Origin of the sequence: Enterococcus sp. (assembly GCF_032555305.1) — a bacterium.
GTDB lineage: Bacteria > Bacillota > Bacilli > Lactobacillales > Enterococcaceae > Enterococcus_A.
Genome location: NZ_JAWGOQ010000001.1, coordinates 151,466 through 172,750, shown reverse-complemented (window position 1 = coordinate 172,750; position 21,285 = coordinate 151,466). Strand labels below are relative to the sequence as shown.

The window sequence follows — 21,285 nt, the reverse complement described above, 5'->3', positions numbered from 1 at the left end:
CCGCCTCCTAAGATGATAAATTATGAGTGTAGCAAAGATAAACACACATAAATGGAGGAATGAAAAATGGAATACAGAATCGTAGAATTGGAAAACTTCAAATTAGTAGGCGTGAAGATGCGCTCGACCAATGACAATCAACAGGGCATGAAGGATTGCGAAGCTTTCTGGAATCAGTTCATTTCAGGCAATAAACAGGAACAGGTCGCACCATTGATCAATCGTGAACCCTTTGGCGTAATCGGCGCCAGCTTCTACAATGTTGATTCAGAGGACAGTAAGAAATTTGACTACTACATCGCTGCAGCAACTACCGCGCCAACACCTGAGGGCATGGAAGAGGTAGAAGTACCAGCCACTACCTGGGCAGTCTTCCACTGCACAGGCAAAACCGCTGGTACGACGCAGATCGAAATCGTGACCAAATGGGGTCCGGAATCAGAAGAGTATGAACTATTGAATAGCGGCTACATGACAGGTGAAATGACTTCCGGCGGACCAGATTTAGAGGTTTATACACAAGGTGAGGATATGGAAATTTGGGTGCCGGTGAGAAGAAAGTAAGTTGAAATCGAAAAGACAATAAGAAATTCCACAAGATAACTGGGCAACGACAAAGCCCCAATGTTATCTTGTGGATTTTTTCGCTTTATAGAAAAATGGTAACTCAGACTCGACTTTATTTTAGTCAATTTGAATCACTTTTACCCCAGCGTTGCTGATTTCATTTAAAACCTTTTGGGAGCAAAACTGATCAGTAATCAAATAATCAAAGACAGAAATATCCGCAATTTTGAATTTTGAAGTCAACCCGATCTTGCGGTGATCGGCGACTAAGATTTTACACTTGATCGTTTTGTTGATCATCATTTCGTTAATCGTTGATTCATTCAAGATTTTTGTTGTGACTCCATTTTCAACGCTTACGCCACTGCAACCGATGATACAGACATCTGCATTCATTGAGGAGATTGTATTTAAGGCGATGTCCCCAACCAACGCTTCCTTTGGAAAACGCATTTCGCCGCCAGTCAGAATGTAGTTGCAATTGTCTCTGTGAGGAGAGTAATTTACTTTGACATTATTTGTGACGACCGTTAGATGATTGGACTGAATAAAATCGAGCGTTTTTAAAGCCGTGGAACTTGAATTAATGAACAAGGTATCATAGTCACTGATATACTTACTTGCTTCTCTTGCGATCGCTTGTTTGATTCTTTCAGGACCAGATTGATCAAAATCGGTTTTATTCTCGTAATTATAGGAACAATACCCATAACTTCGAATTATTTCATTTTTTTCTTCTAGCAGATTCAAGTCTCTTCTAATAGTGCTAAGCGATACTTTTAATGCTTCCGATAGTTCTAGAGCGGTCATCTGCTCAGTCTTCTGCAGTAACTCCAAAATATCTTTTTGTCGTTTATCGATGTTTGCCAGCGAGTTCTTCATTCTTATGCCTCCTAAATGATACTTTCAATGAATATATGACCTTATTTAGTGAGAAGTTCGTTTAAAATTCTTTAATCGCTTTCATTATACTAAGAAAATCATTAAAAATGGATAGAAAGTCATATAAATAATAGAAAGTCATATAAAAGGGTTTTCATAACGCCAGATACCCATTAAGATTTAGTTGTAAGTCATATCAATCATGCGAGGAGCAATCATAATGAGCAAACATGTCAATGAAGTAACAAAAGAAAGCTGGGTATTAAGTACATTTCCGGAATGGGGAACCTACTTAAATGAAGAAATCGAATCTGAAGTTGTTAAAGAAGGAACCTTTTCAATGTGGTGGTTAGGCTGTACAGGAATCTGGCTAAAAAGTCATGAGGGGACCAATATTTTATGTGACTTGTGGTGTGGCACTGGCAAACGGAGTCATGGAAATGGCAAGATGAAAAAGGGCCATCAAATGATGCGCATGAGCGGCGTGCAAAACATGCAGCCAAACCTGCGGACACAACCTTTCGTTATTGATCCATTCGAGGTTAAAAATGTCGATGCGCTAATCGTCACCCATATTCATTCAGATCATTTAGATATCAATACGGCGGCTGCCGTGCACCAAAATTGTCCTGAAGCGAAATTTGTCGGACCAAAAGAAGTGGTCAATACGTGGTTGAAGTGGGGCATTCCAGAAGAAAAGACCATCGTGGTGAAGCCTGGCGATGAAGTACAAATTAAAGATATCAATGTAGTAGCGTTAGAGGCATTTGATCGTACAGCATTAGTCACATGTGAAGATCCTGAAGTAACGTTAAAAGGCAAAATGCCACAAGATATGAACCAAATCGCTGTGAATTATCTATTTGAAACATCAGGAGGCAGCCTTTACCATGCCGGCGATTCTCATTATTCAAATATGTTCGCTAAACATGGCAATGAACACAAAATTGATGTTTGCTTAGGAGCATATGGAGAGAATCCCCGCGGAATCACAGATAAGGTCACTTCCGTAGATATGCTACGCATGGCGGAATCATTAAATGCCAAGGTAGTGATCCCTGTTCATTATGACATCTGGGCAAACTTCATGGCTGATCCAAAGGAGATCACGGAAATTTGGAACTTTAAAAAGGATCGTTTGAAATATGATTTTAAGCCTTACATTTGGCAAGTGGGAGGCAAGTTTACCTATCCGACCAATAAAGATGATCTTGAATTCAATTTCTATCGCGGCTTTGAAGACGCGTTTTCAATCGATAATGATACGCCATTCCCATCATTCCTATAAGAGAGGAGCACCAACATGCTTAAGTATTTTTTTGATAATGATCTGATCAACTATTCTGAACGGGAAAACACTGATTGGCGAGAGGCGATCGCTGAAAGCTGTCAATTATTACTGGATAAAAAAATCATTGATCAGACGTATGTGGACGAAATCATTCGCTGTGTAGAAGAACATGGTCCTTATATCGTGATCGTGCCGGAAGTGGCGATGCCCCATTCATCGGAAGACAGTAAGGGTGTTTTCGGTACCGCGATCTCATTCACGAAGATGAAACAGCCGGTTCAATTTGAAAGTGATGAAGAAGAAAAGTCGGCGATTTTATTCTTTACACTTGCTGCAAAGAATGCGGAAGAACATATGGAAAATATTCAAAACTTATCCGAATTGTTGATGACGGAAGGGCTGATCGAAAGTCTTGTTGCCACAAATTCAATTGAAGATTACCAAGCCGTGATGAAAGAGTACGACTTATAGGGGGAAAATTTAATGGGTGACTTTTTACTAAGTATTTGGACATATTTTGCAACAAACATTTTGACACAGCCGGCCTATCTGATTGGGTTTATCGTATTATTGGGATATATCCTATTAAAAAGACCGTTGTATGAGTGTATCGCAGGATTCTTGAAGGCAACCGTGGGTTACTTTATTTTGACCGTTGGTTCAGGTGGTTTGGTGAATAATTTCCGCCCAATCTTAGTCGGGTTGAAAGAACGCTTTAATTTAGATGCGATGGTTACTGACCCGTACTTCGGACAAAATGCTGTCGATGCAGGCTTGATGGAAACCTTTGGGCGGACTTTTGGCGATGTGATGATCCTACTATTGATTGCTTTCGTGATGAATATTTTACTGGTTCGTTTTCAAAAATATACCAAATTACGTTCGGTTTTCACCACGGGTAATGTACAAATTCAACAGTCCGCTACCGCCTTTTGGATTTTACTGTTCTGTTTTCCAGATTTAGGCAGAATTCAAGTGTTGATCTTCATGGGCTTGATCTTAGGCTGTTACTGGGCAGTTGCTTCAAACTTAACTGTTGGAATCACACAGGAACTAACTGAGGGCGCAGGCTTTGCGGTAGCTCACCAGCAAATGTTTGGAATTTTTATCTTTGCTAAATTAGCTGAATGGTTGAGAAAAAGAGACGAAAAGAAACACAAATCAGAAAAAATGGATAAGAAACTGGAAGATATTGAACTACCAGGATTCCTGTCGATTTTCAATGAAAATATGGTTGCTACCTCACTGTTGATGTTGTTCTTCTTCGGGATCATCTTACTGGTCTTAGGACAAGACTATTTGATTCAAGCAGAATTCATGCAAGAAGGGCAAAGCTTCTTGTTTTACATTATGACGACTTCATTGAACTTTGCCGTGTATCTTGCGATTTTGCAATTAGGAGTTCGTACCTTCGTTGATGAACTGACACAATCATTCCAAGGGATCTCAAATACGATTTTACCAGGTGCGGTTCCAGGTATCGACGTGGCAGCCACCTTTGGTTTCGGTTCACCCAATGCTGTAACGATTGGGTTCCTGTTTGGTGCGTTAGGTCAATTTCTGATGATCGGCTTGCTGATTCTATTGAAATCACCAACGATTGTCATCGCCGGATTTATCCCGCTATTCTTTGACAATGCGGTAATAGCTGTTTTTGCGAATAATCGCGGTGGCTTCAAAGCAGCCTGTTTGTTCCCATTTCTTTCGGGGATTATCCAAGTCGGCGGATCAGCGTTGTTTGCCACCTGGATCGGGATGTCTAAATACGGCGGATACATCGGTATGTTCGACTGGGCGACCGCTTGGCCTGTCTTTACGGTGATTATGAAAGTCCTTGGTTATGTCGGAATCGCAGTAGTCGTTCTCGGACTGTTGATCATTCCGCAGCTACAATATCGCAAAAATCCAGATGGCTACTTCATGATCGTTGATGATTACGAACAATACGCAGAAAAATATCAAGAACAATAAAAAATACTTATATAAGAGTTAATTAGGAGGAAATAATCATGAGAATTTTAATATCTTGCGCTAATGGATCAGGTACGAGCTTAATGATGATGAGAAGTGCGGAAAAGGCAATGAAGGAACTAAAGGTACCCATCACAAAAATCCATCATTGTGCCATTTCGGAAGGAAAAAGTTCAGCGACTCAATATGATGTGGTTTTCACACCAGTCAACTTTTTGAATATGTTTACCCAAGCAGAGAAAAAAGGTGTGACCGTGATTGGGATCAAAAATGTGATGTCCGCGAAAGAGATTGGCGAAAAATTCGCAGAATCAGAATTATATAAAAATATGAAGTAAAAGAGGCGGATAAAATGAGTAGACCGAACTTACAAATTGCATTAGACCATAATGATTTAGAGCATGCGCTAGCCGATGTTTTTAAAGTTGGTGAAGTGGTAGATATTATCGAAGTTGGCACGATCCTTTGTTTACAGGAAGGACAAAAAGCGATCCGCTGTATTCGTGGGATGTTTCCTGAGAAAAAACTAGTTGCAGATACCAAATGTGCCGATGCCGGCGGAACAGTCGCGAAAAACGTCGCAGATGCTGGCGCTGACTTTATGACCGTTATCTGCTGTGCGACAATTCCAACGATGGAAGCAGCGAAAAAGGAAGTTGAAGAGCTACAAGTAGAATTATATGGTGATTGGACCTTTGAACAGGCCGCTGCGTGGCGGGAGATCGGCATCAAGCAAGCGATCTATCATCAAAGCCGCGACGCACTGCTTTCTGGCGAAACTTGGGGCGAGAAGGATTTAACAAAAGTCAAAAAATTGATTGAAATGGGTTTTAATGTTTCAGTTACTGGCGGATTGGATGTGGATACCTTGAAATTATTTGAGGGCATTGACGTGTATACGTTTATTACCGGCCGCGGCATCACTGCCGCCAAGGACCCAGTAGAGGCGGCCCAAAATTTCAAGGATGAAATCATTCGTATTTGGGGGCAATAAGATGGCTCAGATCGGAATATATGAAAAAGCTTTACCAAAAGATATTTCGTGGAAAGAACGCTTTTCTTTAGTCAAAGAAATGGGTTTTGATTTTATTGAAATGTCAATTGATGAAACGGATGAACGACTTGCTCGCCTTGATTGGTCAGATGAACAAATCGCTCAATTAAGGAATGAAATGTTTGAAACTGGTGTCCGTATCAATTCAATCTGTCTAAGTGGGCATCGACGGTTTCCTTTTGGTTCTTCTGATCCTGAAAAACAAGAAGCTGCTAAAAAAATCATGAGCAAGGCAATCTTGTTGGCTCATAAACTGAGTATCAAGGTCATTCAAGTAGCAGGTTATGATGTTTATTATGAAGAAAAGTCGATGAGTTCTCGCGAATACTTCATTGAAGGGTTAAAAGAAAGCGTGAAAGAAGCCTCTAGGTATGGAGTGATTCTTTCAATTGAGATTATGGACGATCCATTTATGAACTCAATTTCAAAATTTTTGGAGATCAAGGAGCAGATCCACTCACCTTATTTACAAGTTTATCCTGATCTTGGTAATCTTTCGGCCTGGCCAGAAAATGATCCGGCGCGTGAACTGGAAAAAGGCATCGACTGTATCACTTCGATTCATCTAAAAGATACGTACCCAGTTTCAAGTGAATCTAGGGGCCAATTTCGTGATGTTCCATTTGGTGCAGGCTGTGTTGACTTCCTGGGATTATTAAAAAATCTGAAACGCCTAGATTACGACGGCACATTTTTGATCGAAATGTGGAGCGAGAAAAGTCAGGATTTTCAAACAGAAATTCAACAAGCCAAAAAATATCTCTATCCAAAATTAAAGGAGGCAGGCTACGATGTCGCGTGAACAAATAATTGCTGCCATGAAGCAGCGCGTATTTGAAGCAAATTTAGAACTGCCTCAATACGGGTTAGTCAAGCTGACTTGGGGCAATGTTAGTGAGATCAATCGGGATCTGGGTATCATTGTCATTAAGCCAAGCGGGGTAAAATATGAAAAAATGCAAGCTGATCAGATGGTTGTAACGGATTTGGCAGGCAATGTCTTGGAAAAGGATAGCTTGAATCCTTCATCAGATCTGCCAACGCATGTTGTGCTTTACCAAGCATTTGAGCAGGTCAATGCAATTGTTCACACCCATTCGACAAACTCCGTCATGTGGGCACAGGCAGGACGTGACCTTCCAGCGTATGGAACAACTCATGCTGATACTTTTTATGGAAAAATTCCTTGTACACGTCAGCTTACTGAACAAGAAGTAAAAGACGCCTATGAAGTGAATACAGGTCGTGTGATCGTAGAGACTTTTAAAGAAAGAGGACTATCAGAAAATGATGTACCGGGTGTACTTGTTTATGGTCATGGTCCCTTTACGTGGGGCAGTAGCCCGCTGAAGGCTGTGGAAAATAGCCTGATCCTAGATGAAATCTGTTTGATGGCAAAAGAGAATGAAAAAATCAACCCATCCATCACCGAGATTCCCCAGTATTTGCTTGATAAGCACTATTATCGCAAGCACGGTGCTCATGCCTATTACGGACAGGATTAACTTTTGTAGACTAAGTATAGGAACTAAAGGATTAAGAACCGATAAAAAGGAAATAAAATTGCACAATAAAAAATCCAGCATTCGGAGAAATGTTGGATTTTTTATTGTAAAGTTCTTAAGCCCCCGTTAAAAACATCTTAATTCTAATTATTAAACTATTTGAATATCTCGTCGGAAATGAGAACGATTCTCTATTGGAAGCCTTGCGGGAGAAAATTCCCTTCGTTATACTAAGGGAGTGATTGTAAATGCTTACACAAACTTAAGGATGTCGAAGAAAAGCATCTATCGAAAATTTGAACAAATCCTATTGGAGGTGGAAAAAATGGTTAGACGATGACTTTGAGTGCCGCAAAACTTAGAGGTTCTAAGAACGTCAACTGAATATTTTTCCTCCTCGGATAGGAACAACTAAAAAAACTTATCCAGGAGCAGGCCTTTTTTTGGTGTGCTCTTTTCTTTTGGAGGAAAAGCTGACGAATGGTGGATACTGCGTACGTAATTAGGGATTAATCAACGATTCGAGAGTTTATACCTCAAAATGAGAAAGGATGGGTTTTATGGAATTAAAAACAAGTTTACCAGAGATTTTTGATGATTTTGGCGAAGCGAGAAGACAGGGCTTTTTGGCAGTTAAGGAGATCAAGGAACAAGGCAAACCAGTTGTGGGAGTGTATTGTACCTTTATGCCGGAGGAATTAGTGTTAGCTGGGGGAGCGATCCAGATCAGTCTGTGTTCGACTTCAGATGAAACAATTCCTGATGCGGAGGAAGATCTGCCGCGGAATCTTTGCCCGCTGATCAAATCAAGCTACGGCTTTGGTAAAACGGATAAGTGTCCGTATTTCTATTTTTCGGACTTAGTGGTAGGTGAAACCACTTGTGACGGCAAGAAGAAAATGTATGAATATATGGAAGAATTCAAGGATACGTATTTGATGCAGCTGCCTCATATGCGTGATACGGAAGAAAGTAAAAAACTGTGGTACAGCGAATTAGTCCGCTTCAAAGAGAAGCTGGAAGATTTTTTGGGCGTAGAGATTACCGATGAAAAGATTCGCGAAGCCATTACCTTGAAAAACCGGGAGCGCCAGGCGAAACAAAATTTCTATCGTTTAGGTCAATTGAATCCGCCAGCCATCACGGGACAAGAGATTTTCCAAGTGATGTATGGTTCGCAATACAAATTTGATAAAGAAGAAGTTATTCAAATGCTGGAGGAAACAACAGCTAAGGTCAAAGAAGAGTACGAAGCAGGTAAACGTTTGGATGCGAAGCCAAGAATCTTAGTGACTGGTTCACCGATGGGTGGGGTGACGGAAAAAGTCATTCGCGCGATTGAAGAAAACGGCGGATTAGTCGTTGCTTACGAAAACTGTACGGTGGCGAAAGCCGTGGAGCGCTTAGTCGATGAAACGGAAGAAGATGTCTATCAAGCGTTGACAGATAAATACATCAATATCGGCTGTGCCTGCATGTCGAATAACCAGCCACGTAAAGAGTTATTAAGTCAAATGATCGATGACTATCAAGTCGACGGAGTGATCGATATGGTCTTGCAAAACTGTATTCCATTCTCAGTGGAATCACTGAAAATCAAACGCTTCTTGAATGAAGAAAAACATACACCATATATGTATTTGGAGACGGATTACTCGACTTCAGATATTGAGCAAATCAACACCCGCGTTACCGCGTTTATCGAAATGTTAGAGGAAGAGGCTGTATGTACACAATAGGGTTAGATTCTGGTTCCACCACAACAAAGGGCGTGCTCTTTTCCGATGGAGAATTGATTGATAAATATTTGATCTCTACGGCTGGAAATCCAAAAGGTGCGATGTCTGATGTTGTTGATTATTTCAAACGAAACGATGAGTTATTGAATGCGAAGTTAGTAACGACTGGCTATGGACGGAAATTATTGCCGGCGGATCTGGTGGTCACAGAAATTACTTGTCACGGAAAAGGAGCGGACTATCTGTCTCCCGGAGTCAAACAGGTCATTGATATTGGTGGACAAGACTGCAAAACGATTCAATTAAATGGCAAAGGCAATGTCGTAGAGTTCAGTATGAATGATCGTTGTGCTGCTGGAACGGGGCGCTTTGTGGAAGTGATGATGCGGACATTAGGAGAAGATATTACGGATTTGGATCATTTTGTTCAAGCTGCCAAACCGGTTACTATTAATAGTATGTGCACAGTGTTCGCTGAATCAGAAGTGATCAGTTTGATCTCAAAAGGGGAGAATCGCGAAGACATCGCACTAGGTGTCCTGCACTCCATCGCCCAACGGATCAGCAGTCAGTACTCCAAGTTACGACCGACTCGAGGAGAAGAAGTGCTATTTACCGGCGGGCTGTCAAAAAGCGCGACTTTCGCTAAAGTTTTGGAGCAATATGTCTCGGCACCTGTAAAATGTGATGAGTTATCGCAATATGCCGGAGCCATAGGCGCGGCGCAGATTGGAATAAAGAAATTAGGCTAAACAAAAAGGATGCGGCTATTGAAGCTGCATCCTTTTTAGCTGTCTTAGTGCAATACTCAATGCCGGCAAATAGAGGAAGAATAGGGATAGACGTTGCCAAAATCCGCGAGTAGATGATAGCAAGCCACCGATTATTGGTAAATAATACGCCGCGAATAAAATCAGTGACAGGATCGATCCAATCAAACAAACAGAATAAAAGATGGAAGCTGCTTTTTGCTGCTTCAAGCTTGCTTGATAAGCCAACAGTAATGGCACAAACATCATCGCTACCATCGATATTCCAGAAAAGGCCGCATGCAGAAAATAAGCGGGGCTAAAAAAGCTAGCTGATTCGTTAATATGCACTAAGCCGGTCAAAATACAATCGCCAAAGCCGTAAAGGGCGATCGCTCCTGCCAAAATTTGGGACAGCCGTTTTGATTCTATTTGAAAAAAGGAATAGACACCGAAACTCGATAAAACAAATAGTGTTCCTGTAACGACTGAACCATTATTAAAAGAGGCTTGTACAGGGCTTGTTGTTTCCCCAAGCTGGCTGATGATCATGGTCATTTGATCAAAACCAGGATAGGATCGACCTAAATAATAGGGCAATGAAAAATCCCCGACGACTGCTAAAATCAAAAATAGCGGGGACAGCTTCTTCAAAATAAGCATCAGCGACTCCTTAAAAAAGTTTTCTTCATGATACTTTATTTTCATTAAAAATTCGAGAAATAAGGGATGGAACAGCTTTTCTCTTTTTCTTTTCAGCTCTAAAAAAAATTGATACGATATTGACTGGCTAGTCATTGACTCGCAAGTCAAAAAGGAGTATTCTCTCGGTAAGTAAGTGTTACGAATCAAAGGAGAGCGAAAATTATGGAGAATAAAATCGTTTCGTTAAATAAAGTAGAGAAGCGTTTCGGCAAGTTTCAAGCGTTGAAGGATGTGACTTTTGATGTGAATAAAGGAGAGGTAGTAGGCTTTATCGGGCCCAATGGTTCAGGAAAATCCACTACAATCCGAATCCTATTAGGGATGTTGAAAAAATCCGGCGGAGAAGCAACGATCTTTGGCAAGGATGTTTGGAAGGAAGATACAGCGATCCACAAAGATATTTCTTATGTTCCCGGCGATGTTTTTCTTTGGCCCAATTTGACTGGCGGTGAGATCATTGATTTATTGCTGCGGTTGAATGGACAGCAGCGTACACAGAAAACCGAGGCTCTGATCGAGAAGTTTCAATTAGATCCTAAGAAGAAAGCGCGGACTTACTCAAAAGGCAATCGGCAGAAGATTGCATTGGTGGCGGCTTTGTCACAAGAAGCAGAACTATATATATTTGATGAGCCGACCTCTGGCTTAGACCCGCTGAATGAAAAATCCTTCCAAGAGGAAGTTCTGAAACTAAAGGAGGCGGGGAAGAGCATCTTGCTTTCTAGTCACATTTTATCGGAGGTTGAAAAGATGTGTGATCGGATTGCCATTATCCGTGAAGGTGAAATCATCGAAACCGGTGATCTGGCTTCGATGCGGCATTTGACTCGGATGGAAATTACAGTAGAAACCAAAGCAGCGCTTGATGGGATTGATCAAATAGCTGGTGTCCATAAGGTTCATTTTTCTGATGACGCTCATCAGGAAGCAGTACTTTCGGTGGATCGCGAGCAAATGACACAAATCATGGACTTTTTAGCAGACAAACAAATCATTAATTTGACCTCGACACCGCCAACCTTAGAAGATTTGTTCATGCGCTATTATGAAAAACAAGGGGCTGATTCTCATGAGTAGCGGAGCAAAAACTAGTTACTTGTTAAAGGCCAACTTGAAACAGAATCGCATCAAGCATCTAGTTTGGATCGCGATTCTTGTCGGACTGTTTGCGTCAGCATCTACAAAGTTCAATGTTTTGTTCGGGACTCAGACAGATATCGATGCGATCGTCGCGACATTGAAGACCCCGGCGATGGTTTCTTTATTTGGAGAATTCTCTGCTACGAAGCCTTATACGACCGCCAATGTTTTTGCTTCTGAGATGCTGGTCTTCATGGGGATGTTCATGGTCTTTATGAATATTTCATTGGCGATCTCTAATACTAGAGCAGAAGAGGATTCAGGATTGCTGGAAATGGTTCGCTCACGGACAGTGGGAAGATTGGCGCCAACTTATGCGACCGTCCTTGAGATTCTGTTGATCAATGGATTGATGGGGATTTTGTATGTGGCAAGCTTAATTGCTGCTGACCTGAGGGGCGCAACGATGCAGGGGGATATCTTGATGGGTGTCAGTATCGCCAGTATCGGGATCATGTTTGGGTTTATCAGTCTGTTGATGGCGCAGTTGGCGAATAATTCCCGCAGTGCCAATTTTATGAGTTACGGCTTGTATGGCTTCTTTTATATTATCCGCATGATGACGGATGTGACGAATCCCGATTGGACCTGGTTATCACCAGTCGGCTGGATTCAAAAGACGGCGATCTATACCCACGATAATTGGCTGCCGGTCATACTGACGCTAGGCTTAGGAGTTGTTTGTCTATTTGCGGCTATCAAGATCGTAGAAACAAGGGATATCGGCAGCGGCGTCTTGGCGGCTCGCGACGGAAAAGCCAAAGCGGGAAAGTTGTTATCTTCACCGCTCGGTTTAATTCTATCGGTTGAACGCAACAGTATCATTGGCTGGATTTTTGGCGGCGCTGTGCTGGGAGCAGCCTATGGATCGATCTTCAGTACGATCGGCGATATCATCGGCAGCAATCCAACGTATCGTAAGATTCTTGGCGTGACCCAGATCAATGCAGCTAATCGGGAATTGATCTTGAATTTCATGAATATGCTGGGCATGTTTTTCGTAGTAATCGCGGCTATTAGCGGTATACTGATTATTTTTCGTTTGAAGTCGGATGAAAAGAAGGGTTACTTAGAAATCTTACACTCAAAAAGCATTTCCAAGACGCGCTTAGCCTGCAGCTATTTCGGTGTTGGAACGATCGTGAGCATCGTGGTATTTACGGCAACTTTAGCTGGCGCCTTCTTTACCGGAAACAGTACCTTGGATGATCCAATCGCAATGAAATATTTTTGGCAAACATTGAGTGGGTTTCTGCCAGCTACCTTGTTCTTTGTTGGGATCGCGACATTCCTCACAGGCGCACTGCCTAAATTGACGAATGTTCTATGGGTCTATTTAGCCGGCAGTATTTTGGTGAAAATGTTTGGTCCATTATTAAATCTATCTGATGATATCGCCAATATTTCGCCTTTAGGCTGGGTAGGAAAAATCCCAGTGGACAGTGTTGATAATACTGTGATCGTCATCCTGCTGGCAGCCTTTCTAATTTTGACGATTCTTGGGATAGTAGGCTACAATAAGCGGGACTTGGAGTGATTGGATGAAGGAAGTAGTAAAAGATCCGCAGAAAGAAAAAAACATTTTAGCCACCAGTGCCAAGCTATTTGGACAGCATGGCTATCGGGAGACGAAGACGGACCAAATCGCCGAAGAAGCCGGGGTGTCCAAGGGATTATTGTTTCATTATTATGGCAATAAGGGTGGATTATACCAAGCGACTTACGTGTATGCTTCAGAGTTCTTCTATCAACGGATCGATTATTCGGTTTGGACGAAAGCTTCTGATCTATTGGAGATGGTGGTGGATGCCACTAAATATAAGATCGAGCTGCAGTTAAAGTATCCGATCGAATTTGATTTCTTGATGAAGGCGTATGCTGAAATGCCGTTATTGCCCGAACCTTTACGAGAGGCAATGATGGAACGGCTCAATAACGATGTTACTCGCAACATGACCTTGACCGATGAGGTGATCGGCAAGCTGCCATTGCGCGAAGATGTCCAAGAGGCGGATGTGCTTGAAACAATCTACGCCATTTTGAATAGCGAGACCGCGAAAATCCAGCAGGAATTGGCGCAGCATCCCGAGTGGAAAACGATTGAAGACCTGATGCCGGTGATTGATCGTTTGAAACGTAAACTAAAAATTCTTGAATACGGCTTTGTCGAACAATAAAAAAATCTGCGACTTCGTATGGAGTCGCAGATTTTTGTTTTTTTTAGAAATCACTAAAAATCATCATCACGAACAGTCCTTCTTCTGCTAAAGCACCGAAGAAAAGAATCAAGCTGTCGACAAACAGGACACTCATATTGGTGCCAAACATCACAGCTAGACGTTCCATCTTATCATCGATTTTCTTCTCTTTAAAATAAACCAGAAAAAGATAAAAATTTGCTAGTGCAAGTATGATGGTTGAGAAAATGATGGCGATCTTCATTCGTGTACCCCTTCACTTGATTAAAAAGAATCAATTTTCTACCACCCATTATACTACGCAATATGAATAAAAACAGGAAAATCGCCAAAGCTTTAAAACCGCTTTATAAAAGTTAATTAGTGGGAATAGCAAAAAGAAAACGGATTCTATTAAACTATAGAGTGATGAGATTGTAATGCTTATAGAGTGAGAATAAAAACGAGTAAAGGTTTCAAATGGAACTCTTTCTCAAGCTTAGGCATAGCTTTTTTAAGATAGTTTTAAACTCACTTTGCTTTTTCTGCGAATAATTTAAATCGACTGACAGCGGCCTGCCGCTCCGCTATACTAAAAGTAAGAGAGTTACAAAGGGGATGAGATTGATGGATTTTGCTGCATCGGATTTTGAATATTACGAACGCACGATCAAAATCATGTATCAGAATTATTATTGGAAACGGATTACGATTAGTGCAGTTGCATTAGCTATTATTATGGCTTATAGCGGGATTTTCCGTGATAATTTATTTTTGAATGTTTTATTGATGGTACTGTTGGCAGCTTTGATAGTCTATCTCTTTTTGGAAAAGCAAAAGTTCCCGGAGGTTTATCAAGCCTTTCTGGAAGAGAACCAACCAGAAGTGAAGATTCAAAAAATTCAAGAAGAAGAATATAGTTATAATGTGATGGATGATGAAAAAGTTCGGATCAATAAGAAAAACGTGCGGAACCTGCCTTCCAACAATAAGCAGTATACGATGATGGTCGGCTTTGCCAAAGCGTTTTTCTCGCGAGAACCGCTGCAAATTGTTTATTACGACATGCTTGATCTTACATATGAAGAAAAATTCCGTCTAAAACGCAATGGCTACAGCTCTGTACCACGCTTTTTACGCCGCTTTACTTTGAGTAACTTGAAGGCGAGCGCCGGAAATGCTGTCAGCTTCATTTTAGGAAATATTTTTCTATTGTTTATTCTGTTTCGTTTATTGCGTTACTTGTGGTCGTTCTTACGAATGTTCTTCTGATCATTTATGACAATACGAACGATCGACATAAAAAGGAGTTACACTTTACAGTAGTAATGCGATGGAAATTTTGACAGAAAAAGATTGTTTCAAATTAATGGTACTGGTTCTTAGGCATTCAGCTAAATCTGCTGGATGTTTTTTTTATTAAGGTGAAAAACGCTATATAAATATTTAATTTACGTTATTTAAATTCGTTTTCCAATATATTTTTTCTACTGATTTAATGAATTATTTGGATTTTTTTGCAATGTTTAGGAGTAATTCTGTTTCGTTTGAGTATCTTATTTTTGTAAAGGACATTAAGAGAATAGAATCGCCTTCTTAAGGCGGATAATTAGAAATCATTTCTTGGAGAAAGGAAGTACAATTATGACGACTAAAGCAAAAACACAGATTACTCAAAGGAAAATTTTTGGAATGAAGAGAACAAATCTTGAAAAAGCTATCATAAAATTTTACCAAGAAACGAAGAATGCGGCATTGTTAGTGGAATATGCAGTAGCAATCATGGTGAGAAATTCATTAGTGATCGGGGATTTTCAACTGCTTTTTCCAGAACAGATTAGGGAAATATTTCTACATGCGGAGCCAACGAGAATGCTGCGGAAATTTTGTCCATTTTTTGAGCTGTATTTTGCACCAGCTGAGTGGGAGCAGGTCAAAGCCAGAATGTTCAAGCATCCAAAGGAATTTCGTAAGTTGGAAGATGAGCTTCGTCCCTATAAAGACTATTTATACGCTCAAACGACCGCCATCGAGGAACTGGATGGGCAGCAATATAAGATTATCTCCGTTTTTGAAGATGCCAGTGGCAAACTGCATACCTGGAACTTAGGCGATGCTGATCCGAATATCGCTATAGAGAAGGCCGATGCCATGTTGAAGCTGCTCACGACGTTGACGATCTTTCGAAAAAATGACGTACGTCGGTTTGTAAAGCTGGAAAAATCCGATATCGTTAATTGTACACGCAAATCACTTGTGAAAAAGGAAAAAATTCAGGATGAATCCGATCAAGATACAGCCGATTTAGCAGCAGATGATGCCTTGGCTTTTCTTGATGATGAAGATTTTTTAAATGATGACAATGAAAAAACAGATATGATAGATATGACAGATATGAAAGTACAACCGACTGCTGTTAATACCAGTATTGACGAAAATTCTAATACAACAACTAATCAACTGCCTGGCACCAGCAATACCGGAACTTTGACTAAAGAAAAAACGACATCGCCTACAGAGAAGCCCGCTATGGCCCTTTCCGCATATGAGAAAATGAAAATTAATCTTAAGAAGCCGAAGAGTAAAAAACAAGAGAAAAAAGATCATGAACAAGAGTTGTATAAAAAGACACCACAGGGCCGTAAAAAGAAGGGCGAATCAAGGAAGAAACGGAAAAAGCGTTAATAATGGTTCTATTCCGGCAGCACCTTTCTTTAGCAAAACGAATTTTAGTAAAATATCGAAAAGATTTCGCAAGTTGCCTCCTCTTACATGATAAACTGTTTTTGGAACCGTTTTATTAATGACCTAGGAGGGGAAGTAATTGATCAATACAATTATTGTTGGACCGCGGGGAAAAATGGGGCGCTTGATCACGCAGATCGCCGCTGATAGCAAGGAGCTAGCGCTAGTGGCCGGAGTAGCACCAAAAGATCGTGACTATATTGGACAAGACTTAGGGCAGGTGACCTTACTTGGTCGTGAGCTTGGTGTACCTGTTGTAGATAATTTAGCGGAAGTAATTGAAGCATGCGATGTTATCATTGATTTTTCCACAAAAGAAATGGGACTTGAGGTTTTACGTTTAGCCAAAGAGCATAAGAAGGCCTTAGTCTGTGGAACAACTGGCTTTAGTCCAGATGAAATGAATTTATTTCGAGAAGCTGGGGAAACAATCCCGATGCTTTATGCCGCAAATACTTCTAAGCTGGTCAATGTTATGAACAAGCTGCTGCAACTAGCAACATCTGCGATCGGTGAGGAAACAGATATTGAGATTGTAGAAATGCATGATCGTTGGAAGAAGGATGCGCCGAGTGGTACAGCAAGAGAAATGGGTGAGTTGATTGCACGGGAATTAGGTGCGGAGCTTTCAGATTTTGCAGTTTATGGTCGAGAAGGAGCAGGAGAACGTAAACCGAGAACGATCGGCTATCACTCCATCCGAATGGGAGACACACCCAGTAGTCATACGGTTTTCTTTGGCGGCTTTGGTGAACGACTAGAGATCAGCCACCATTCAACGGATTGGCGGGGATTTGCTAAAGGGGCGTGTGACTGTGCAGTCTTTCTAGCCAGACAAGCTCCGGGCTATTATTCTGTTTCGGATGTGCTGAAGCTGTAAAAAATGTGCTTTTTTATCTTTTTGAAATTACACTTATTTTAAGAAACAAGCCTTTTAGGAATGATTTTTTTCTCTTTTCGGAGAGTTTATTAATTGACTTCTCATTTTTTAAATGATAAATTGAGTTCAATCATTTGAGGAGGTCAGGACTCATGACAAACAACACTGCGAAATTTATGAATCTTCAAACAGTTGAATCAGCATGTTGTTGTATGGTGCAAAAAAGCAGCATACTAATTTGTCATGTCTATTAACTGTTCTGAACTCGTTTAAAAATGAAGGGAACTTCTAATTTAAGACGAATCCAAGAGGTGCAGCTTTAATAGCTGCACCTCTTTTTGCATTTCAACTCAATTGAGCTAGCTGCATAAAAACTTAAAGACAGGAGGAACTACCATGTGTTGTTGCTTAACCGATGAACGCTGAAAACATACTAACTAGGAGGAAATAATATGCATTTATCAACCAAATTGATCCACGGAGGAATTAGTGAAGATCCATTGACAGGAGCGGTTAGTGTACCGATCTATCAAACATCGACTTATCGTCAAACAAAATTAGGGCAGCCAGGTGACTTCGAATATTCTCGTTCTGGTAATCCAACTCGCATGGCATTGGAGGAATTGATTGCCGAACTTGAAGGCGGTGTGCAAGGTTTTGCCTTTGGTTCTGGCTTGGCAGCAATTCATGCGACATTATCCTTATTCCAACCAGGAGATCATTTGATTTTAGGTGACGATGTTTATGGTGGAACCTTCCGCTTATTAGAAAAAGTATTCAAACCGCTAGGGTTAAGTTATACGATGGTGGATAGCCGTGATCTAGCCCAACTTGAAGAGGCGCGGACAGATCAGACGAAAGCTCTTTATCTAGAAACACCTAGTAATCCTTTGTTAAAAATAGTCGACATAGAGAAAAGTGCTGCTTGGGCGAAATCACACAACCTATTAACTATTGTGGATAACACTTTCGCTACACCATATCTACAACAGCCATTAGCACTAGGTGCGGATATTGTCTTACACAGCGGAACAAAGTATTTAGGTGGACATAGTGATTTAGTCGCTGGTTTGGCAACGACAAACAAAGAAGGACTAGCCGAAAAAATCGGGTTTTATCAAAATTCGATCGGTGGTGTCTTAGGACCTCAAGATAGCTGGTTGCTGCAAAGAGGGATCAAAACCTTAGCAGTAAGAATGGAGGCTCATCAGAAGAATGCGGAAACGCTCGCAAACTATTTAGTTGCTCATCCAGCCGTAGCAAACGTATACTATCCTGGGTTAGGTAATCACGCCGGTCATGAAATCGCCACAAAACAAATGCGCGGATTTGGTGGAATGGTCGCCTTTGAATTGGTGGATGAAAGTAAAGTGGCGGAATTTGTTGAAGCACTTGAAGTTATCACTTTAGCGGAAAGTTTAGGTGGGGTAGAAAGCTTAATCGAAGTTCCAGCTGTTATGACCCATGCATCAATTCCTAAAGAAAAACGCGAAGCCTCCGGAATAAAGGATGGCTTAATCCGTTTATCGGTTGGAATAGAAGATATCGAAGATTTGAAGCGTGATTTAAGCCAAGCATTAGAAGGGAAAGAATAAAATGAAAAAATCAATGATTGCAGTTGCCAGTTTATTAGTCGTAGGTGTCTTGTTTTTGGCAGGCTGCCAGTCTAAAGCTGACAATAATGAAGCAAGTTCAAAAAATGTTTTGCGGGTTGGAACAGAGGGAACATACTCTCCGTTTTCTTATCGAGATGATAATGACAAGCTCACTGGCTACGATGTAGATGTTGCCAAAGCAGTTGCTAAGAAAATTGATTATAAAGTGAAATTCGTTGAAGCTCCATGGGATTCGATGTTAGCCGCCTTTGATGCGAAGAAATCTGATGTGATTTTCAATCAAGTATCGATCACTCCTGAAAGAAAAGAAAAATACTTGTTTAGCACACCGTATTCCATCTCTCATCCAGCGTTGATTGTCAATAAAGACAACAATGAGATCAAAGATTTCGCTGATTTGAAAGGGAAGAAGTCTGCACAATCATTGACCAGTAACTATGCACAAATGGCAGAAGACCTTGGAGCAGAAATCTCCAGTGTTGATGGCTTCAGCAAGGCAGTAGAATTAGTCAGTGACAAACGTGCAGATGCGACATTGAACGATGATGTAACTTATTATGACTATCTAAAACAAAAGCCAGATGCACCAATTAAAATTGTGAAAACCTCGGATGAAGCAACCGAAGTAGCCGCAATGTTCCATAAAGGCGATGAAAAATTAGCTGAAAAAGTTGATAAAGCCATTAAAGAATTAGAAGCCGATGGCACATTGACGAAGCTGTCAGAAAAGTATTTCAATAAGGATATTTCTAAATAGAGGGGAGGAGTAAGTAAGATGGAACGAACGATTGAAATTATTCAAAGCTCGGCGCTTCCGTTGTTTTGGGCACTGTTAAAAATGACGATTCCGTTGACCCTAATCTCTTTTGCATTAGGAATGGTTTTGGCATTGATTACAGCTTTAGCACGGATTTCAAAGAACCGTATCCTGAATGGAATTTTCTTTCTCTATGTGTGGATCTTCCGCGGAACTCCGTTATTAGTTCAGTTATTTATCGTCTTTTTTGGGCTCCCATCTGTGGGAATCCAAATGGATGCTTGGACAGCGGCGATTTTAACATTCTCATTAAATACTGGCGCGTATGCTTCTGAAAACATTCGTTCCGCTTTACTTGCGATTCCTCAAGGTCAATATGAATCGGCTGCGTCGTTGGGAATGAGCCGTTGGCAGATTTTGTATCGGATTATTGCACCGCAGGCTTTTAAGATTGCTTTGCCGCCGTTGTCTAATAACTTTGTTAGTTTGGTAAAGGATACGTCATTGGCAGCCAGCATCACAATTGTTGAGATTTTTTTGACCGCCCAACGCATCGCTGCTCGAACTTACGAGCCATTGTTGTTATATAGCATGGTGGCGGTGTATTATCTGGTCTTTTGTACCTTCTTGAATTATCTGCAGTCCGTACTTGAAAAACGGATGGTCTATTAGGAGGAAGCGTGATGTTAACAATTGAAGAATTAAATAAAAGCTTTGACGATACCAAAGTGTTAAAGGAAATTGATTTAACCTTTCAACCAGGAGAAACGACCGTCATCTTAGGACCATCGGGCTCAGGGAAAAGTACCTTGCTGCGTTCAATTGATTTATTGGAAACGCCTGACAGTGGTCGGATCAAAATCGGTCAGGATGATCTTTCCTTTCCGCAGAATTTGTCCTTTCGGCAATTAAAAGAATATCGGGGCCATTTTAGTATTGTTTTTCAAGCGTATAACCTTTTTCCCCACTTGACTGTGATTCAGAACGTCATGGAAGGTCCTACGCAGGTGAAAAAAGTTTCGAAAGATAAAGCTCGGAAACAAGCGGAGCAGCTGCTGACAAAAGTCGGCTTGTTAGACAAAGCCTCAGAGCATCCGAAACAATTATCAGGTGGACAAATGCAACGGGTAGCGATTGCTCGTGCATTGGCAATGGAGCCGGAATTTATGTTGTATGACGAACCAACTAGTGCACTCGATCCAGAGCTGGCACAAGAAGTTCTACAAGTTATCAAAGATTTAGCCGAGTCAGGCAATGGCCAGATTGTTGTTACCCATCATTTGGAATTTGCTCGTAAAGTTGCCGATCGCATCGTTTTTCTGGAAGATGGACAAGTGACGTTTGATGGCAGCAGCCAAGCCTTTTTTGCAAGTGAGAGTCCTCGTATCCAACGTTACTTGCAGCAATTTCTATAAACAAAAAGCCGACATCGAATTTTGATGTCGGCTTTATGCAAGCAAGGGAAATATAATAATTCAAGCGTTTAAAGGATTGGTGTATCAAATCT

23 protein-coding genes are annotated in these 21,285 nt (G+C 41.0%); 20 read left to right on the top strand and 3 right to left on the bottom strand.

What is annotated here, in order from left to right; all coding sequences use genetic code 11:
* Positions 1 to 66: 66 nt before the first annotated feature.
* Positions 67 to 564 carry a GyrI-like domain-containing protein gene (locus E6139_RS00835; RefSeq protein ID WP_316401141.1) on the top strand — a complete coding sequence of 166 codons (498 nt, stop codon included), beginning with the start codon at positions 67 to 69 and terminating at the stop codon, positions 562 to 564.
* Between the two features lie 120 nt (positions 565 to 684).
* Here the strand turns inward: E6139_RS00835 and E6139_RS00830 are convergent, their stop codons facing one another.
* Positions 685 to 1,449 (bottom strand): DeoR/GlpR family DNA-binding transcription regulator, encoded by a 765-nt coding sequence (locus E6139_RS00830; RefSeq protein ID WP_316401140.1) that lies wholly within the window; start codon positions 1,447 to 1,449, stop codon positions 685 to 687.
* A gap of 220 nt (positions 1,450 to 1,669) precedes the next feature.
* Between E6139_RS00830 and ulaG the strand changes: the two genes are divergently transcribed.
* The 9 genes from ulaG (at position 1,670) to E6139_RS00785 (ending at position 9,761) form a co-directional block, all read left to right on the top strand.
* A complete protein-coding gene (gene ulaG / locus E6139_RS00825) occupies positions 1,670 to 2,737 on the top strand; it encodes an L-ascorbate 6-phosphate lactonase (RefSeq protein ID WP_316401139.1) in 1,068 nt (355 codons plus the stop codon).
* 15 nt (positions 2,738 to 2,752) lie between these two features.
* Positions 2,753 to 3,211, top strand: a complete 459-nt coding sequence (locus E6139_RS00820; RefSeq protein WP_316401138.1) for a PTS sugar transporter subunit IIA — start codon at positions 2,753 to 2,755, stop codon at positions 3,209 to 3,211.
* Positions 3,212 to 3,223: 12 nt separating this feature from the next.
* The gene (locus E6139_RS00815) at positions 3,224 to 4,711 is read left to right on the top strand and encodes a PTS ascorbate transporter subunit IIC (RefSeq protein WP_316401137.1); all 1,488 of its coding nucleotides are present in this window, start codon (positions 3,224 to 3,226) and stop codon (positions 4,709 to 4,711) included.
* A gap of 38 nt (positions 4,712 to 4,749) precedes the next feature.
* Complete coding sequence (locus tag E6139_RS00810; protein ID WP_102872324.1) at positions 4,750 to 5,049, top strand: PTS sugar transporter subunit IIB; 300 nt, start codon at positions 4,750 to 4,752, stop codon at positions 5,047 to 5,049.
* A gap of 14 nt (positions 5,050 to 5,063) precedes the next feature.
* The gene (locus E6139_RS00805) at positions 5,064 to 5,705 is read left to right on the top strand and encodes a 3-keto-L-gulonate-6-phosphate decarboxylase UlaD (RefSeq protein WP_316401136.1); all 642 of its coding nucleotides are present in this window, start codon (positions 5,064 to 5,066) and stop codon (positions 5,703 to 5,705) included.
* A gap of 1 nt (position 5,706) precedes the next feature.
* The gene (locus tag E6139_RS00800; protein ID WP_316401135.1) at positions 5,707 to 6,567 is read left to right on the top strand and encodes an L-ribulose-5-phosphate 3-epimerase; all 861 of its coding nucleotides are present in this window, start codon (positions 5,707 to 5,709) and stop codon (positions 6,565 to 6,567) included.
* Positions 6,557 to 7,270, top strand: a complete 714-nt coding sequence (locus E6139_RS00795) for an L-ribulose-5-phosphate 4-epimerase (protein WP_316401134.1) — start codon at positions 6,557 to 6,559, stop codon at positions 7,268 to 7,270. Before E6139_RS00800 ends, E6139_RS00795 begins: the two co-directional genes overlap by 11 nt.
* 560 nt (positions 7,271 to 7,830) lie before the next feature.
* Positions 7,831 to 9,009: a double-cubane-cluster-containing anaerobic reductase gene (locus E6139_RS00790; protein ID WP_316401133.1), complete on the top strand. Its 1,179-nt coding sequence runs from the start codon at positions 7,831 to 7,833 to the stop codon at positions 9,007 to 9,009.
* Positions 8,997 to 9,761, top strand: a complete 765-nt coding sequence (locus tag E6139_RS00785; RefSeq protein ID WP_316401132.1) for an acyl-CoA dehydratase activase — start codon at positions 8,997 to 8,999, stop codon at positions 9,759 to 9,761. Before E6139_RS00790 ends, E6139_RS00785 begins: the two co-directional genes overlap by 13 nt.
* Before the next feature lie 15 nt (positions 9,762 to 9,776).
* Here E6139_RS00785 and E6139_RS00780 read toward each other — a convergent pair whose 3' ends face one another.
* Positions 9,777 to 10,421, bottom strand: coding sequence for a DUF998 domain-containing protein (locus tag E6139_RS00780; RefSeq protein ID WP_316401131.1), 645 nt, complete (start codon positions 10,419 to 10,421; stop codon positions 9,777 to 9,779).
* Positions 10,422 to 10,625: 204 nt separating this feature from the next.
* Between E6139_RS00780 and E6139_RS00775 the strand changes: the two genes are divergently transcribed.
* From E6139_RS00775 to E6139_RS00765, 3 genes are read left to right on the top strand one after another with little or no spacing between them, the layout of a single operon-like run.
* Positions 10,626 to 11,540 (top strand): ABC transporter ATP-binding protein, encoded by a 915-nt coding sequence (locus E6139_RS00775; protein WP_316401130.1) that lies wholly within the window; start codon positions 10,626 to 10,628, stop codon positions 11,538 to 11,540.
* Positions 11,533 to 13,140, top strand: coding sequence for a hypothetical protein (locus E6139_RS00770; RefSeq protein ID WP_316401129.1), 1,608 nt, complete (start codon positions 11,533 to 11,535; stop codon positions 13,138 to 13,140). Before E6139_RS00775 ends, E6139_RS00770 begins: the two co-directional genes overlap by 8 nt.
* A gap of 4 nt (positions 13,141 to 13,144) precedes the next feature.
* Positions 13,145 to 13,780, top strand: coding sequence for a helix-turn-helix domain-containing protein (locus tag E6139_RS00765; protein ID WP_316401128.1), 636 nt, complete (start codon positions 13,145 to 13,147; stop codon positions 13,778 to 13,780).
* A 43-nt stretch (positions 13,781 to 13,823) separates the two neighbouring features.
* On the opposite strand, the gene E6139_RS00760 is transcribed toward E6139_RS00765, so the two are convergent.
* Positions 13,824 to 14,045 carry a hypothetical protein gene (locus tag E6139_RS00760; RefSeq protein ID WP_316401127.1) on the bottom strand — a complete coding sequence of 74 codons (222 nt, stop codon included), beginning with the start codon at positions 14,043 to 14,045 and terminating at the stop codon, positions 13,824 to 13,826.
* A gap of 362 nt (positions 14,046 to 14,407) precedes the next feature.
* Between E6139_RS00760 and E6139_RS00755 the strand changes: the two genes are divergently transcribed.
* From E6139_RS00755 to E6139_RS00725, 7 genes are all read left to right on the top strand, one after another.
* The gene (locus tag E6139_RS00755) at positions 14,408 to 15,052 is read left to right on the top strand and encodes a hypothetical protein (RefSeq protein WP_316401126.1); all 645 of its coding nucleotides are present in this window, start codon (positions 14,408 to 14,410) and stop codon (positions 15,050 to 15,052) included.
* A gap of 420 nt (positions 15,053 to 15,472) precedes the next feature.
* Positions 15,473 to 16,465, top strand: coding sequence for a glycosyltransferase family 1 protein (locus tag E6139_RS00750; RefSeq protein ID WP_316401125.1), 993 nt, complete (start codon positions 15,473 to 15,475; stop codon positions 16,463 to 16,465).
* A gap of 139 nt (positions 16,466 to 16,604) precedes the next feature.
* The gene (gene dapB, locus E6139_RS00745) at positions 16,605 to 17,405 is read left to right on the top strand and encodes a 4-hydroxy-tetrahydrodipicolinate reductase (RefSeq protein WP_316401124.1); all 801 of its coding nucleotides are present in this window, start codon (positions 16,605 to 16,607) and stop codon (positions 17,403 to 17,405) included.
* Between the two features lie 452 nt (positions 17,406 to 17,857).
* The gene (locus E6139_RS00740) at positions 17,858 to 19,000 is read left to right on the top strand and encodes a cystathionine gamma-synthase (protein ID WP_316401123.1); all 1,143 of its coding nucleotides are present in this window, start codon (positions 17,858 to 17,860) and stop codon (positions 18,998 to 19,000) included.
* 1 nt (position 19,001) lies between these two features.
* Complete coding sequence (locus E6139_RS00735; protein WP_316401122.1) at positions 19,002 to 19,778, top strand: amino acid ABC transporter substrate-binding protein; 777 nt, start codon at positions 19,002 to 19,004, stop codon at positions 19,776 to 19,778.
* 18 nt (positions 19,779 to 19,796) lie between these two features.
* Positions 19,797 to 20,450, top strand: coding sequence for an amino acid ABC transporter permease (locus E6139_RS00730; protein ID WP_316401121.1), 654 nt, complete (start codon positions 19,797 to 19,799; stop codon positions 20,448 to 20,450).
* A gap of 11 nt (positions 20,451 to 20,461) precedes the next feature.
* On the top strand, positions 20,462 to 21,193 hold the full coding sequence (locus E6139_RS00725; protein WP_316401120.1) for an amino acid ABC transporter ATP-binding protein: 732 nt from the start codon (positions 20,462 to 20,464) through the stop codon (positions 21,191 to 21,193).
* Positions 21,194 to 21,285: the final 92 nt, after the last annotated feature.

Excerpts from the sequence above, each read along its gene's own strand:
- E6139_RS00835 (WP_316401141.1), top strand. The coding sequence starts at position 67 with ATGGAATACAGAATCGTAGAATTGGAAAACTTCAAATTAGTAGGCGTG.
- E6139_RS00830 (WP_316401140.1), bottom strand. The coding sequence starts at position 1,449 with ATGAAGAACTCGCTGGCAAACATCGATAAACGACAAAAAGATATTTTG.
- ulaG (WP_316401139.1), top strand. The coding sequence starts at position 1,670 with ATGAGCAAACATGTCAATGAAGTAACAAAAGAAAGCTGGGTATTAAGT.
- E6139_RS00820 (WP_316401138.1), top strand. The coding sequence starts at position 2,753 with ATGCTTAAGTATTTTTTTGATAATGATCTGATCAACTATTCTGAACGG.
- E6139_RS00815 (WP_316401137.1), top strand. The coding sequence starts at position 3,224 with ATGGGTGACTTTTTACTAAGTATTTGGACATATTTTGCAACAAACATT.
- E6139_RS00810 (WP_102872324.1), top strand. The coding sequence starts at position 4,750 with ATGAGAATTTTAATATCTTGCGCTAATGGATCAGGTACGAGCTTAATG.
- E6139_RS00805 (WP_316401136.1), top strand. The coding sequence starts at position 5,064 with ATGAGTAGACCGAACTTACAAATTGCATTAGACCATAATGATTTAGAG.
- E6139_RS00800 (WP_316401135.1), top strand. The coding sequence starts at position 5,707 with ATGGCTCAGATCGGAATATATGAAAAAGCTTTACCAAAAGATATTTCG.
- E6139_RS00795 (WP_316401134.1), top strand. The coding sequence starts at position 6,557 with ATGTCGCGTGAACAAATAATTGCTGCCATGAAGCAGCGCGTATTTGAA.
- E6139_RS00790 (WP_316401133.1), top strand. The coding sequence starts at position 7,831 with ATGGAATTAAAAACAAGTTTACCAGAGATTTTTGATGATTTTGGCGAA.
- E6139_RS00785 (WP_316401132.1), top strand. The coding sequence starts at position 8,997 with ATGTACACAATAGGGTTAGATTCTGGTTCCACCACAACAAAGGGCGTG.
- E6139_RS00780 (WP_316401131.1), bottom strand. The coding sequence starts at position 10,421 with ATGCTTATTTTGAAGAAGCTGTCCCCGCTATTTTTGATTTTAGCAGTC.
- E6139_RS00775 (WP_316401130.1), top strand. The coding sequence starts at position 10,626 with ATGGAGAATAAAATCGTTTCGTTAAATAAAGTAGAGAAGCGTTTCGGC.
- E6139_RS00770 (WP_316401129.1), top strand. The coding sequence starts at position 11,533 with ATGAGTAGCGGAGCAAAAACTAGTTACTTGTTAAAGGCCAACTTGAAA.
- E6139_RS00765 (WP_316401128.1), top strand. The coding sequence starts at position 13,145 with ATGAAGGAAGTAGTAAAAGATCCGCAGAAAGAAAAAAACATTTTAGCC.
- E6139_RS00760 (WP_316401127.1), bottom strand. The coding sequence starts at position 14,045 with ATGAAGATCGCCATCATTTTCTCAACCATCATACTTGCACTAGCAAAT.
- E6139_RS00755 (WP_316401126.1), top strand. The coding sequence starts at position 14,408 with ATGGATTTTGCTGCATCGGATTTTGAATATTACGAACGCACGATCAAA.
- E6139_RS00750 (WP_316401125.1), top strand. The coding sequence starts at position 15,473 with ATGAAGAGAACAAATCTTGAAAAAGCTATCATAAAATTTTACCAAGAA.
- E6139_RS00740 (WP_316401123.1), top strand. The coding sequence starts at position 17,858 with ATGCATTTATCAACCAAATTGATCCACGGAGGAATTAGTGAAGATCCA.
- E6139_RS00735 (WP_316401122.1), top strand. The coding sequence starts at position 19,002 with ATGAAAAAATCAATGATTGCAGTTGCCAGTTTATTAGTCGTAGGTGTC.
- E6139_RS00730 (WP_316401121.1), top strand. The coding sequence starts at position 19,797 with ATGGAACGAACGATTGAAATTATTCAAAGCTCGGCGCTTCCGTTGTTT.
- E6139_RS00725 (WP_316401120.1), top strand. The coding sequence starts at position 20,462 with ATGTTAACAATTGAAGAATTAAATAAAAGCTTTGACGATACCAAAGTG.